Here is a 13,926-nt window from a genome sequence, read left to right on the forward strand (position 1 = left end):
TCACTCAGCCTTTTCCTCAGCCGGTGCTTCAGCGGTCTCCTCGGCCTTCTCAGCCTCGGCGGCGGCTTCAGCTTCAGCCTTGGCCTTGGCCTCAGCTCCGGACTTGGCGGCCTTCAGCTTCTGTGCCTGGGCTTCAGCGGCCTCGACACGAGCGGCGGCGTCCGGACCGGCTTCCGGGGTCTTCAGGGTGCCTTCGGCGCCCTCAATGCCCTTGAACTTCTGCCAGTCACCGGTGATCTTCAGCAGCTTGAGCACAGGCTCGGACGGCTGCGCGCCGACACCCAGCCAGTACTGAGCGCGCTCGGAGTCAATCTGGATAAGCGAAGGCTGCTTGTTCGGATCATAGATGCCGATCTCCTCGATGGAGCGGCCGTCGCGCTTGTTGCGCGAATCCATGATTACTACGCGGTAGAACGCGTAGAACTTCTTGCCCATGCGCTTCAGACGAATCTTGGTTGCCAAAATGGCTCTCCTTGTATTGATAATGCGGGTTACAGCTTCTGTGTGGGGCACGGAAACCGAATCCACGTGTTCCTCATGACCGCGGAAAGAGAGGGCTCCGCACCCATGAATAACTTAACAAGTATAGCGCAAACACCACGATGTTTCGGCGTGTCGTGCGCAGTGCCATCTCCTCTCCCACAAACTATCTACGCTAAGGCTCCTGTTTGCGTAGACAGTTTGTGGAGGGGAGGGAGGTTACCGCACACTCAAGGTGACGAGCAGCGCCCGATGATCGGTATCGCGCACGGTGATGGCTTGCGCCGAATGGAAGACCACGCCGCTGTTCGCCAACGCATGGTCGAGTTCGATACGCGGCCACGGCGTCCAAGAGGGGAACGTCAGGGTCGGGCCATGCGCAACATCAAGGCTCGCGTCATGCACTCCGGCGGCAAGTACATCACGCAGGCACCGGTGGTCAAGGCAGGCGTTCAGATCCCCGAGTACGACCACAGGCTCCGGACTGGTCACGATGGCATCCAGCTCCCGCACGCCGTACGACCATTCCCGGCACCCGCGCATCGGCGATTTCGTGTGTGCGGCGGCGAACGTGACTTGGCGTCCCGGATTGCTTGGAGCGCCCGGTGTGTCGCAGGCGTCCGCATCGATAGTGATGGCGGGAACATCCGCCGCATGAATATTCAGGAACGTCGCAATCCGCCCGACCGGTTCGGCGCGTGACCAGATTGCGTTGAACCCGCCGTTGTCTCCGGCATGCTGCGCGCCCTGCTGGCAGTAGGGCAGCAGCGTGTTCAAGCCCGCGTGCGAGAGTCGTTCGACGAGCTCGTCAGTGAGTTCTTCAAGCGCAAGCACATCGATGTGCCGCTCCCGTACCAGCCGCACGATGTTCTCGGCATCGGCACGTCCATAGCGGCAGTTGAGCGTCATCGCGCGGATGACACCGTCGGCAGAGGTTCCCGGACGGTCGGTTCCATCGGTCGCGGTGTTCGCCGTTGCCTGCGACGTGTTGGCAGTTCTGCCGAACAGATGCCGATAATACGGGGATTCGCCCGCAATCACCAGAACGAGCAGCAACGCATACAGCGCCGCACCCCACCAGCAACCGAGCGCCGCCGACCAGACCGCGCCGATGACCGCGGGCACCCACAGATGCCGGTCAAGCGCGGTGCTGTACGGCATTGGCATATGCGCTTCCACGCCCGCAGGCACAAAGCGCAGCAACCACCACACCAGCAACAGGACGGCGATTATCGTCAATACCACGGCCATTCGCGTTCGCTCCATTCACGTATGTACAGTCCACCTAACCTGTGATGGGCATTATAGGAGAGATGATGTGATGAGGCCCGCAAGCATCGCAAACGCTTGCGGGCCTCATGAGATTTGCTGATTCAACTGACTGATTCAATCATTGACGCCGCCGGACGGCCATGAACCTGAATCGGCGTGGCTTCAGCCGAGCAGATCGCCCAATCCATTGCCGAGATTCGGCGGCAGATCAGGCATGCCGTTCTCGCCCATCATCTCCTGCAATCCGGCAGGAAGTGCGGGGTTCTGTGGCTTCTTGGCGAATGCGGAACCGCCAGAGCTCTTGCCGCCGCCAGCGAGCCGCTGACGCAATGCCTTCTCTTCGGCTTCGCGCTTCATCGGATTGCCGGACTTCGAGCCTTTCTTCTTCTTGCCGCCCTTCTTGTTCTTCTTGCTGCCGCCGGGGCCGCCGAATCCGGGGATACCACCCATGCCGGCACGGTTCGTCATGCGGCGCATCATCTTGGATGCCTGCTCGAAGCGCTCCAGCAGACCATTGACCGCAGACACGGTATTGCCGGAACCATAGGCGATGCGGGCGCGGCGAGAGCCGTCGATGATTTTCGGGTTGCGACGCTCCTCAGGGGTCATCGAGCGGATAATCGCCTCGGTGCGGTCGATCTCATGCTCGTCGAGCTGCTCCAGCGCCTGACGATGGGCCGCCATGCCCGGAATCATGCCGAGCAGGTTCTTCATCGGGCCGAGTTTGCGCACCTGCTGCAACTGCTCTAAGAAGTCGTCAAGCCCGAAGGTGCCTTCGGACATCTTGGATGCCGCCTCGCGGGCCTGCTCCTCGTCGAACTGCTTCTGCGCCTGTTCGATAAGCGTGAGGATATCGCCCATATCGAGGATGCGGGACGCCATGCGATCGGGGTGGAAGACCTCGAAATCCTTGAGTCCCTCGCCGGTTGAGGCAAACAGGATCGGCTTGCCAGTCACGCTGGCAACCGACAAGGCGGCACCACCGCGGGCGTCGCCATCGAGCTTGGACAGGACCACGCCGGTGAAGTCCACGCCTTCGTCGAAGGCCTTCGCGGTCTTGACCGCATCTTGGCCAATCATCGCGTCGATGACGAACAGGATTTCATTGGGATGCACGGCGTCGCGGATGTCGCGCGCCTGCTTCATGAGCTCTTCGTCAACGCCCAAACGGCCGGCGGTATCGATGATGACGACGTCGTACAGCTTGCGCTTGGCGAATTCGATGGAATCGCGCGCAACCTTCACCGGGTCGCCCGTGGTTTGGCCGGGGGCTGCGACCGCCTCGCCGCCGTCGGACTGCACACCCTTCTCGGGAGCGTACACCGGTACGCCGGCGCGCTCGCCGACGACCTGCAACTGGGTGACCGCGTTTGGACGCTGCAAATCAGCGGCGACCAGCAGCGGGGTGTGGCCGGCGTCTTTCAGCCAGTAACCGAGCTTGCCGGCGAGCGTGGTCTTACCGGCGCCCTGAAGGCCGGCGAGCATGATGATCGTCGGCGGGTTCTTCGCGAAATTCAGCGGACGGTCGACGCCGGCGCCGAGAATCGCGGTCAACTCCTCGTTGACGATTTTCACGACTTGCTGTGCCGGATTCAGCGCCTGCGAGACTTCCTCGCCGAGAGCGCGTTCACGCACACGGCCGGTGAAGGAACGGACGACTTCAAGCGACACGTCGGCGTCGAGAAGCGCACGGCGGATTTCGCGGATGGTACCGTCGATATCCGCTTCGGAAAGCTTGCCCTTGCTCTTCAAATGCTTGAAGGCATTCGAGAGCCGGTCTGTCAAAGAACTAAATGCTGCCATAATGCATTCCAGTCTAGCCGTGATGCGGGAAAAACCGCCACCCGCGCCCCTCCTGTTTCTGCCGATGCTGGGACTGGTGTGAGCGTCAGCAGTGGGTTGTGGTTCTGTTTCTGCCGACGCTGACGGGTAGCTGAGCGTCGGCAGAAGCTTGCATACACAAACTAGCTACGCGTGGGCTCTCGTTAGCGTAGACAGTTTGTGGAGATGGACAGTCATGACTTTGCGCGATTGGGATTCCTAACCTCGTAGAATCTCAAACCTCGCAGGGCTCCTAACACCGCGAGAATCCAAACGGCGCAGGAACCGAGTCGCTCGGAATCCTGCGCCGTTCGCATCGCTGCATCACTGTGCCGCTTACGCCATTTGCGTCACTTGAGCGACCAGGTCGAGCCGGACGGCGTGTCCTCGATGACGATACCGACCGCCGCAAGCTCGTCGCGAATCGCGTCGGCCTTCGCGAAATCCTTCGCGGCGCGCGCGGCCTGACGGGCCTGAAGCTGCTCGGAAACCAAAGCGTCGAGCGCGTCAGCGGCCTTGGAATCCCCGCCGTCTTTGGCACCGGCCCACGGTTCAGCCAGCGGATCGAGCCCGAGCGTATCGAGCATCGCGCGCACGGACACCAAAGCCTCGCGCACCCGTGCCTGCACCGTGTCATCGGCATGGTCCTCAACCTGCGACAACAGCGTGTTGCCGGAGCGAATCGTGCTGAAGACAGCTGCGATGGCGCCGGACACATTGATGTCGTCGTTCATCGCGTTGACAAAATCAGCAGGCAGCTGATCAGCGCCCACCGTGGTGATTTCCTCACGGGACGGCTGACCGCCGATGGCGGCGCCGGCGCGTTCGATGAAGTTGCTCACGCGCTCAAATGCGGCCTGCGCTTCGGTGAGCGTCTGGTCGGACCATTCAAGCATCGACCGGTATTGCACGGATCCGAGCGCGTAGCGCACCACCCACGCGCTGTGCTCGGCGAGCACAGCCGGCACGGACAGTCCGTTGCCCAATGATTTGGACATTTTCTCGCCCTTGGCGGTCACCCACGCTGAATGCATCCAGCGAGCCGCGGAATTCCAGCCGGCCGCGCGGGTCTGTGCCATCTCGTTCTCATGGTGCGGGAAGCGCAAATCAAGCCCGCCGCCATGGATGTCAAACGCCTCGCCCAGATAACGGTGGCTCATCGCGGAGCACTCGATATGCCAGCCGGGACGCCCCACACCGAACGGGGTCGCCCAGCGCGCGTCCTGCGGATCGGTGGCCTTCGGCGCCTTCCACAGCGCGAAATCACGGGGATCATGCTTGTCCGGGGAGGCATCTGCCGGGTCAACGGGGTTGTATTTGTCGTTGCCCGTCGCATCCACGCTCGGACCCATGCGGTCGGCGACCTCCGCGGCCTCATCCGCTTCGACGGCGCCCTGCTTCTGATGCGTCAATTCGCCGTAGTGCGGCCAGCTTGCCACATCGAAATACACGTTGCCGGTCGGGTTGCCGTCGGCGTCCTTCACCACGTAGGCGTGCCCGTTGCGGATAATCCGCTCGATGAGCTCGACCATGTCGGGGATATGCCCTGTCGCACGCGGCTCGACTGTAGGCGGCAGCACGCCGAGCGTATCGTAAGCGCGGGTGAACTCACGCTCGTAGTAGTACGCGCGCGCCCACCACTGCTGTCCTGCGGCGGCGGCCTTGTCGAGAATCTTGTCGTCGATATCGGTGACGTTGCGCACGAAAGTCACGTCATAGCCCAGACGCAGCATCCAGCGGCGGACGATGTCGAAGGCGACGGCGGCGCGGATATGCCCGATATGCGGGGAGCTTTGCACTGTGGCGCCACACACGTAGATCCCCACATGTCCCGGACGGATCGGCCTGAACGGCGACACGGCATGCGAGGCGGTGTCGTACAGATTCAGCCCGGCGGCGGATCCAGCGAGCTCATGTGCGCCGGAAATGTTGGAATTCTGCGGTTCTTCGACGTTTCCCATACCCATGAGCGTATTCGATTTGCCAGACAAAATCGGCCGGGTGTTCGCATGTTTACATAGGCAATGTCACAATGGTGTGTATGACGCAACCAGAAGTGCTTATCGTGCAGCATGTCCCGTGGGAGAAGCCGGGGCGTATTTTGGATAGCCTTGAGGACATGCAAATCCCGACGCAGACCGTCAACATTGTCAAGGAAAAGGAGCCCGACCTGCCGGATTTCAAGGAGCTCGCAGGCGTGGTGATCATGGGCGGGCCCATGGGCGCCCAGGACTATGACAAATACCCGGGTCTGAAGGCGGAGGAGAAGCTCGCGCGAGCCGCGATCAGCGTCGGCAAGCCGGTGCTCGGCATCTGCCTAGGCCATCAGATCATCGCCGGGGCGCTGGGCGCGAAGCTCAGCCACGGCAAGGAGCCGGAAATCGGTTTCGCTCCGATCAAGCGCGTTGACAAGCATGATTACTTCTCCATGTGGAGCAAGGAACTCAACGTTCTGCACTGGCACAACGACGTGGTCGGTCTGCCGGAGGGAGCCCAGCTGCTCGCCCGGTCGGCGAATACGAAAAACCAGGCGTTCCGGGCGGGCTCGGCCTTGGGCTTGCAGTTCCATCTGGAGGTCACGGCCACGCTGCTTGACGAATGGCTCGCCGAACCGGCCATGGTCGAGGGGATGAAGAAGTCGCAGATCGCCAAGATCCGCGATGATTTCGCCGAATACGACCCGCAGCTGCAGCCTTTGGCCGACCAGGTCTTCTCCGGGTTCGCGGCGCGTTGCAACACGTATATCCGCACGTTGCGCGGACGCTGATACCGCTGCGTGTCATCGGCGGCCGGACTCGTCTGCCCGGGCGTGCCCATGCCGGGCGATACGATGGGGGCATTATGCCGACTTATGATCTTGGACTGGAACACGTTTCGCTTTCGTTCGCCACGAAAACCATCTTCACCGATGTGACGCAAGGGGTATTCGAAGGCGACCGCATCGGTATCGTCGGACGCAACGGCGACGGCAAATCCACGTTGTTGCGCCTATTTTCCGGGGAACAGCAGCCTGATTCCGGGCGCGTAATCACCCGCAACGGGCTGACCTTCGGCATGCTCAGGCAACGTGATCCGCTGGACGACAACGCGACGCTGCGCGAGGCGGCGCTCGAGGGACGCGAAGACTACGAATGGGCGTCCGACACGTCATCGCGCGAAATCGTCGAGGCGCTGCTCGGAGGCATGAGCCTTGACGCCAAAGTCGGTTCGCTCTCCGGCGGTCAGCGCCGTCGCGCCGATCTGGCCCGTCTGCTGCTCAAGGACTGGGATATCCTCGCGCTGGACGAGCCGACCAACCATCTTGACGTCGTGACGATTCACTGGCTTGCCGAACACCTGAAGAACCGTTGGGCATCCGGTCAGGGTGCGCTGCTGCTGGTCACCCACGACCGGTGGTTCCTTGACGAGGTATGCGAATCGATGTGGGAAGTGCACGACGGGCTGATCGACCCCTTCGAAGGCGGGTACAGCGCGTACATGCTACAACGCGTGGAACGTGACCGTCAGGCCGATGTGCGCGAGGAACGCCGACGTAATCTCGCCCGCAAGGAACTCGCATGGCTGTCCCGCGGCGCGAGGGCACGTTCGACCAAACAGAAGTTTCACGTGAAACAGGCACGCGAACTCATCGCCGATGTGCCGCCGATGCGCAACACGTTGGAATTGAAGCAGATGGCGACATCGCGACTGGGCAAACAGGTCGTCGATCTGATTGATGTGACGCAGATTTATTCGCAGGATGACGAGCGTCGGCTCGATGCCGATGCTGCCGCCGTCACCGCGGCATCCGGGCGTGTGGATGTGGTTCCGCCGCTGTATGCCGAGCCGATTGTCACCGGTTCGGTCCAGCTGTCCGTCGACCCGGATGCGCTGATTCCCGGCACAGGGGAGCGCGAGGCTTCCGCTCATGTGTCCGAGGCAAACGATGCGGACGGGATGCCGGCCGCTGATACCGCCGCCGCACGCACGGTGACCGTATCCGGGCGCAAAATCCTTGATGATGTGACCTGGCTGATCGGTCCAGGCGACCGATTCGGCATCGTCGGTGCCAATGGCGCCGGCAAATCCACGCTGCTCAGGATCATCGACGGCACCCTCACCCCGACGTGCGGGCACGTGAATATCGGCAAAACCGTGAAATTCGCGGTGCTTTCGCAGCGGCTCGACGAGCTGGAGAAACTCGGCAAATACAAGATCAAGGAAGTTCTCAGCCGATACAAGCCAAGCTATATCGTCGACGGCAAGGAAGTCACTCCTGCCCAGCTTATGGAACGGCTCGGCTTTTCGTCAGCCCAGCTCATGACACCGATCAGGGACCTGTCAGGCGGCCAGAAACGCCGGATGCAGCTGTTGCTAATTCTGCTTGACGAGCCCAATGTGCTCATCCTCGATGAGCCGGGCAACGACTTGGACACCGACATGCTCGCGGTGATGGAGGATCTGCTCGACACTTGGCCGGGCACGCTGATTGTCGTATCGCACGATCGGTACTTGTTGGAGCGTGTCACCGACGAGCAGTTCGCGTTGATTGGCGGTAAAGTCAGGCATCTGCCCGGCGGCGTTGGCGACTACCTTGATATGGTCGAACAGGCCAGGAAAGACGGCGATTGGTCGGCTATTCTCGGCACCGGCGATGACCGGAAGGGCGGCACTGGTACCAAGGGTGGCTCCGCCGCCTCGGATGACGGCAAGCAGCCGGACGCCGACCAAGCCAAGCCCCAGACGCATAAGCTGGGCGGCAAGGAATTCCACCAGGTGTCCAAGCGGGTGTCCGCCATCGAGCGCAAACTGGCGAAACTCGAGGAAAGCCGCGCTGATATCGAGGCGAAGATGGCCGCGCATGATCCCAGTGATTTCGCCGGACTCAACGAGCTCAACACGCAGCTCAACGCAGTGACGGACGAGAAGGATGCGCTTGAAGCCGAATGGCTGGAACTGTCCGAAGAGTTGGAAGGCTGACCGGCGGGCAAATGACATCTGAGCTGGACAGTCATCCAGTTTAGATGCTGCACGCCAATCGTTTGGTGGACAGGCGACCGCCTGCCAGACGGACACCTGCCAGAGGGCGACCTGTCAAGCAGCCAATCTCGCTTGCCTATGAAACAGCCCCGTGAAACCCAATGCTTCACGGGGCTGTTTCATAGGCAAGCGTACGGCTCGCACGAATCGTACACTTCGCACAAATCGCTGATAATCAGCGGCCGGTAATCTCCGAACCGATGACCTTCTCGCTCAGCGCCTTCGGACCGCGGGTCACCGCGACCGCGCCGGAACGGACCAGCTCAATCACGCCGTAATGCTCAAGCAGACCGAGCAGCGCGTCAATCTTGCCTTCCGCGCCGGTCGCTTCGATGGTCAGCGACTCCGGGTTCACGTCGACCACGCGCACACGGAACAGACGCACAATCTCGAGCACGTCGGAACGGTTGGATTCGTCGGCGCTGACCTTGATGAGCACGAGTTCGCGTTCGACCGTGTTGTTCGGATCCAGCTCGACGATTTTCAGCACGTGCAGCAGTTTGTTGAGCTGCTTGATAATCTGCTCCAGCGGTACCGCCTCGACATCGGCCGTCACCGTGATGCGGGAGATATCCGGGCGTTCCGTAGGCGAAACGGACAGCGAGTTGATGTTGAACGCACGACGGGCGAACAGACCGGCCACGCGCGCGAGCACGCCAGGACGGTTTTCGACCAGCACGGACAGGGTGTGACGCTCGGAACCGGGCTGTGATGCGGGATAGTTTGCCATGATGACTCCTCTAAACCTCGATGCCTTCCTTGCTGGACTCACGCCGCGTCCGCGGCTGCGACGGAATTGCCAGTGCTGCCGGCTGCGGCCTTCGCCTGTGCGGCGGGGCTGAGCAGCGGTCGGACACCCGGACGGTAGGCGACCTCGTCGTTCGAGGCGCCAGCCGGAACCATCGGCCACACCATCGCGTCCTTCCAGACGCGGAAGTCGATGAGCACCGGGCGGTCGTTGATTGCATTGGCCTTCTTGATCGCCTCAAGCGCCTCATCCTTGGTGAACGCGCGCATGCCGACGCAGTCGTAGGCCTCTGCCAGCTTCACGAAATCAGGCACATCGACGATATCGTCGCGGTTCTCGCCGTCGTTCAGGCTTGTCGCCGAATAATGATGGTCGAAGAACAGGGTCTGCCACTGGCGGACCATGCCGTACACGGAATTGTTGATGATCGCGATCTTGATCGGCGTGTGGTCGAGCAGGGCGGTTGCCAACTCTTCGGAGGTCATCTGGAAGCTGCCGTCGCCGTCGATAAGCCACACCGGCTTGCGGCCGTTGAATTCGCGCTGCGAGCCGACTTTCGCGCCGATTGCGGCGGGCAGGCCGAAGCCCATTGTGCCCAGGCCGCCGGAGGAGATCCATGAATGCGGATGCTCGAAGTCGATGAGCTGCGACGCCCACATCTGGTGCTGGCCGACGCCCGCGACCCAGATGGTCTCGGGATCGGCGTTCTTGGACAGCTGCTCGACAACCCACTGCGGGGAGAGAGATCCATCCGCGGGGGCGTCCTGCGGCTCGTCGTACGTGGTCGGATACTTTTCACGCCATTCGTTGATCTGTGCCCACCACGGCTTGAGGTTCGGCTTGCTGTGGATGGCCTGCTGACGCTTGATTTCGGGGATTAGGTCGTCAAGCACTTCGGCCACGTCGCCGACGATTGGCACGTCGGGCTGACGGTTCTTGCCGATTTCTGCCGGGTCGATGTCGATGTGGATGACGCGGGCGGCGGGAGCGAAGGAATCGAGCCGGCCGGTCACTCGGTCGGAGAATCGCGAACCAATGGCGACCAGCAAATCACAACGCTGGACCGCGCCGGTCGCGGCGATGGTGCCGTGCATACCGAGCATGCCAAGCACTTTCGGATCGGAATCCGGGACGATGCCGCGTGCTGGAAGCGTGGTGACGATTGGTGCGCCCGTCAGATCGGCGAGTTCCTTGACCTGCTTGCCGGCGTTGGAGCGGACCGCGCCGCCACCCACATACAGCACCGGGCGGTAGGACTGCGAGAACAGCTTCGCGGCATCCGACAGCACATGGCCATGCGCCTTGGTGGTGGGGTTGTAGCCGGGAAGAATCATTCGCTGCGGCCAGGAGTAATACATCTGGCCGTTTTGCGCGGTCTTCGTCAAATCGACGACCACCGGGCCGGGGCGGCCGGAACCGGCGATGTAGTAGGCTTCGGCGAGCACGCGCGGAACATCCTGCGCATTCGTGACCAGATATGAATGCTTGGCGACCGGGTAAGTGATGCCGACGATATCGGCCTCCTGGAAGGCATCGGTGCCGATGGCGCCCACGCCCACCTGGCCGGTGATGACGACCATCGGGATGGAATCCATATTGGCGTCCGCGATGGCGGTGACCACGTTCGTGGCGCCCGGGCCGGAGGTGACGATGCACACGCCGACCTTGCCGGTCGCGACGGCGTATCCTTCTGCCGCATGGCCTGCAGCCTGCTCATGACGGGTCAGCACGAAGCGGAACTTGGTGTGCTGGTTGATGGCGTTGTAAACAGGCAGGATGGCTCCGCCGGGGATGCCGAATACGTCCTTGACGCCCAGATCCTCCAGCGCACGGATCAGCGCCTGTGCGCCGGTCATTTTCTCACCGTCGACGATGGACTGTTTCTCCGTTGCGGGTGCCTTAGGCACGCCGCTGAATGCCTGAAGTGGCGTTGGTGTAGCCATGATCCCTCTCATGTGTGTATTGGTGGTGCTCCGCTGCGGCGTCGCCCCTGGTGAGGCGCAACCCGGTGAGGCTCCTGTGCCGCCTGTCCCGCTTGTGGCGGTCTGGCAGGCAAGATAGTTGTATTGGTCTTATCGTAATCGCCTGTGGAGAGATAATCGCCGGACCGACCACATGATGGTAACGGTTCGGCGATTATCTCTATAGAGGTGTTGTGGCTGTCTGCGGGGCTGGCCAGCACGTTGCCTGCGGAGACCTGTGCGCCTGCCTGCAACGGTGGCGTGTATGGGTCGTCAGGCGGCGTCAGTTGCGTGGTCGGTACCTGTGGTTGCGGTGCTGTCGTCAGCGTTGCTGTTGCCGCTGATGTCCTTACCGTCGTTGTTGCCATTAACATCTGCGGTATCGCCGGAGCCTGCATGGGCGCGCATACGATTGCAGTCACGTTCGCGTTGTTTGAGCGTATGCCACGCCTGTTCCGCCGCGGCAAGTTGCGCCTTGCGCTTGCTGGTCCCCGAACCGGTCCCCAGCAGCGGGTCCTCGCCTTCCTGCGCGATCGAGCCATGTTCGTCGCGGATCGGCAGTGTCCAGCGCTTGCCATATCCGCCGGGAAGAATGGCCCGGGCGGTGAACTGTTGCGCGTATTCCGGACCGCTGACTGACATGCGGTACACCGGCTCGGTCAAATCCATGTGATGGGCGAGCACGGTCAGCGAGGTCTTCCAATCCAAAGCCGGGCCTTCTGTGGCGACTTCCCGGAGCGTATCGTCCACCAGCCGGTGAACCACTTCGCGTGCCCCGTCGATGCCGTGTTCGACGAAAGTGGCGCCGATCAGGGATTCAACGATGTCGCACAGAATGGAACTTTTATCAGCTCCGCCGGATTCGGATTCGCCGTGGCCGAGCAGAATGAATCGTCCGACATGGAGTTTGTTGCGCGCAATGGCCGACAACGATTCCTCGGACACCGCCTTGGCCCGCATCTTCGCCAGCTGCCCTTCCGTCATGTCGGGATGCGCCTTGAACAGGGTCTCTGTGGAGACCAGTTCCAGCACTGCATCGCCGAGGAACTCCAGCCGCTCATAGTTGGGGGCGCCGGGATGCTCATGGGAGAACGAGCGATGCGTCAACGCCTGGACGAGGAGCTCGGGGCTGATGGTGGTGCCGAGTGCGTCGAGCAGTTCCTTGGTCGGCGCCTGATCTGCCGCTTCCTGTCCGGAAACGCCGACATGATGCCGTTGCTGGGACATCTCGTCGGTATGGTTTGCGGGCGATGCGCCGGATGGGTGACGCTTGTGGTGGTGTTGATGTTCTGATGTGCCGTCGCGGTTGATAGCCATGCTGGGTTCCCCTGTCTGTGTCCTGTTCTGCCGTCACGCATGTGCGTGACGGCTCGGCGGCTTCCGGTGTTCTGCTGACGGCCGAATCAGGGGATGTCCCCGTTGTGGTAGCCGGCAGGATGCCTGAAGTCCATGTCTTGATGGCTTGCGCGTCGGGGATTGCTCGTCGGTTGCTCGTCGGTTGGCAGGCGTTCCTTCTGTGCAAGACCTGACCACTATCATACCGGCGGTCGTGATATTGCCGGTCTTCGGCACAGCACACCCAGGGGATGGGTGGGGTATCTGCTCGGTGTGTGACGTCTCGGTCGCACTGTGGACGGAATCGTCACAGGTACGCGGAATCGTCGCAGATACGACAGAACCCTGCCACCCGTCGATGGCAGGGTTCTGATTTACTGAATTACCTCAGCTGCTCCGGAGCGCTCACTTGGTGTGGGCGGACTGGATGGCGTCACGATAGACGCGGCCGCGGAAGGAGCCGCAGCTCGGGCAAGCCACGTGCGGCAGCGTCGGGGCGCCGCAGTTCGGGCAGGTGACGGTCTGCGCGGCAGACGCTTTCCAGTTCGCGCGACGCGAATGCGTATTGGCGCGCGAGGTCTTGTACTTAGGCAGTGCCATGGTGTAATCCTCTATTTCGTTCGAACGATTGAGCTTAAGCGTTCAGAATTGTACCGCATAGCTCGTACAACGTCCATCGGGGCGGCATGGCGCCGGTCAGCGATCCTTCGTTTCCCGCTCAAGCTGTTCCTTGAGCCCGGCGAGTGCCGCGAATCGGATGTCCGTGGTGTCGTGCTTGTGTTCGGGGTGCTCGTTGAGGTTGATGCCGCATTGCGGGCACAAGCCTTTGCAGTCGGGCTGGCACAGCGGTTGCAGCGGCAGGCTTTCGGCGAAGGTGTCGCGCAGCAGGGCCTCGAGATCGGCGAAGCAACCGTCGGGGCTAAGCGGGTAGGTGTCTTCGGATTCCTCTTCTCCGGCGATGATGTCGGTATCGTCGTCCGTTTCGTCTTCCTTGTAGGAGTAGGGGAAGAACGCGGTGACGTCGGTGCCCCAGTCGTGTTGCAGAGGTTTGAGGCAGCGGGTGCATTCCGCGTGGACGGGGGCGGTGATGTGGGCGTGGAATACCAGGCCGTCAATGATAGAGTCGAACGCTCCGTTCACATGAATCGGTTCACCTTCGGTCACGCCGACAATGGTGTCGCCGATTCCGCTCGGGGCGGGGAAGTTCGCGTCCACGGGGGAGCTTTGCCCCGGTCGTGAGGCGACTTGCGCCACGGATACTGCCCATGCTGAATCTTCTGGACGTGCCAT

At 61.9% G+C, this 13,926-nt stretch carries 11 protein-coding genes; 2 read left to right on the forward strand and 9 right to left on the reverse strand.

Annotation, left to right across the window (positions count from 1 at the left end; all coding sequences use genetic code 11):
• The 4 genes from rpsP to cysS form a co-directional block, all read right to left on the reverse strand.
• Positions 1 to 462: a 30S ribosomal protein S16 gene (rpsP, locus tag K315_RS0107385; protein ID WP_029576874.1), complete on the reverse strand. Its 462-nt coding sequence runs from the start codon at positions 460 to 462 to the stop codon at positions 1 to 3.
• 237 nt (positions 463 to 699) lie between these two features.
• Entirely contained in the window at positions 700 to 1,731 is a 1,032-nt protein-coding gene (locus K315_RS0107390; RefSeq protein WP_029576875.1) for an endonuclease/exonuclease/phosphatase family protein, read from the reverse strand.
• A gap of 183 nt (positions 1,732 to 1,914) precedes the next feature.
• On the reverse strand, positions 1,915 to 3,555 hold the full coding sequence (gene ffh / locus K315_RS0107395; protein WP_029576876.1) for a signal recognition particle protein: 1,641 nt from the start codon (positions 3,553 to 3,555) through the stop codon (positions 1,915 to 1,917).
• A gap of 368 nt (positions 3,556 to 3,923) precedes the next feature.
• Positions 3,924 to 5,534: a cysteine--tRNA ligase gene (cysS, locus tag K315_RS0107400; protein ID WP_029576877.1), complete on the reverse strand. Its 1,611-nt coding sequence runs from the start codon at positions 5,532 to 5,534 to the stop codon at positions 3,924 to 3,926.
• A gap of 80 nt (positions 5,535 to 5,614) precedes the next feature.
• Between cysS and K315_RS0107405 the strand changes: the two genes are divergently transcribed.
• Positions 5,615 to 6,340, forward strand: a complete 726-nt coding sequence (locus tag K315_RS0107405) for a type 1 glutamine amidotransferase (RefSeq protein WP_029576878.1) — start codon at positions 5,615 to 5,617, stop codon at positions 6,338 to 6,340.
• A 74-nt stretch (positions 6,341 to 6,414) separates the two neighbouring features.
• Entirely contained in the window at positions 6,415 to 8,532 is a 2,118-nt protein-coding gene (locus tag K315_RS0107410) for an ABC-F family ATP-binding cassette domain-containing protein (RefSeq protein ID WP_029576879.1), read from the forward strand.
• A gap of 235 nt (positions 8,533 to 8,767) precedes the next feature.
• Here the strand turns inward: K315_RS0107410 and ilvN are convergent, their stop codons facing one another.
• The 5 genes from ilvN to K315_RS0107435 form a co-directional block, all read right to left on the reverse strand.
• Positions 8,768 to 9,322, reverse strand: a complete 555-nt coding sequence (gene ilvN, locus K315_RS0107415; RefSeq protein ID WP_015449836.1) for an acetolactate synthase small subunit — start codon at positions 9,320 to 9,322, stop codon at positions 8,768 to 8,770.
• Positions 9,323 to 9,360: 38 nt separating this feature from the next.
• Positions 9,361 to 11,283, reverse strand: coding sequence for an acetolactate synthase large subunit (locus K315_RS0107420; protein ID WP_029576880.1), 1,923 nt, complete (start codon positions 11,281 to 11,283; stop codon positions 9,361 to 9,363).
• Positions 11,284 to 11,574: 291 nt separating this feature from the next.
• On the reverse strand, positions 11,575 to 12,528 hold the full coding sequence (gene rnc, locus K315_RS09695; protein WP_152571442.1) for a ribonuclease III: 954 nt from the start codon (positions 12,526 to 12,528) through the stop codon (positions 11,575 to 11,577).
• A gap of 513 nt (positions 12,529 to 13,041) precedes the next feature.
• Entirely contained in the window at positions 13,042 to 13,236 is a 195-nt protein-coding gene (gene rpmF / locus K315_RS0107430) for a 50S ribosomal protein L32 (RefSeq protein WP_015449839.1), read from the reverse strand.
• Positions 13,237 to 13,332: 96 nt separating this feature from the next.
• Positions 13,333 to 13,926 (reverse strand): YceD family protein, encoded by a 594-nt coding sequence (locus K315_RS0107435; protein ID WP_029576882.1) that lies wholly within the window; start codon positions 13,924 to 13,926, stop codon positions 13,333 to 13,335.

Source organism: Bifidobacterium thermacidophilum subsp. thermacidophilum DSM 15837 (genome assembly GCF_000426425.1).
Classification (GTDB): domain Bacteria; phylum Actinomycetota; class Actinomycetes; order Actinomycetales; family Bifidobacteriaceae; genus Bifidobacterium; species Bifidobacterium thermacidophilum.

Coding starts and splice junctions, on each gene's coding strand:
- K315_RS0107390 (WP_029576875.1), bottom strand. CDS start 1,731: ATGGCCGTGGTATTGACGATAATCGCCGTCCTGTTGCTGGTGTGGTGG.
- ffh (WP_029576876.1), bottom strand. CDS start 3,555: ATGGCAGCATTTAGTTCTTTGACAGACCGGCTCTCGAATGCCTTCAAG.
- cysS (WP_029576877.1), bottom strand. CDS start 5,534: ATGGGAAACGTCGAAGAACCGCAGAATTCCAACATTTCCGGCGCACAT.
- K315_RS0107405 (WP_029576878.1), top strand. CDS start 5,615: ATGACGCAACCAGAAGTGCTTATCGTGCAGCATGTCCCGTGGGAGAAG.
- K315_RS0107410 (WP_029576879.1), top strand. CDS start 6,415: ATGCCGACTTATGATCTTGGACTGGAACACGTTTCGCTTTCGTTCGCC.
- ilvN (WP_015449836.1), bottom strand. CDS start 9,322: ATGGCAAACTATCCCGCATCACAGCCCGGTTCCGAGCGTCACACCCTG.
- K315_RS0107420 (WP_029576880.1), bottom strand. CDS start 11,283: ATGGCTACACCAACGCCACTTCAGGCATTCAGCGGCGTGCCTAAGGCA.
- rnc (WP_152571442.1), bottom strand. CDS start 12,528: ATGTCCCAGCAACGGCATCATGTCGGCGTTTCCGGACAGGAAGCGGCA.
- rpmF (WP_015449839.1), bottom strand. CDS start 13,236: ATGGCACTGCCTAAGTACAAGACCTCGCGCGCCAATACGCATTCGCGT.
- K315_RS0107435 (WP_029576882.1), bottom strand. CDS start 13,926: ATGGCACGTCCAGAAGATTCAGCATGGGCAGTATCCGTGGCGCAAGTC.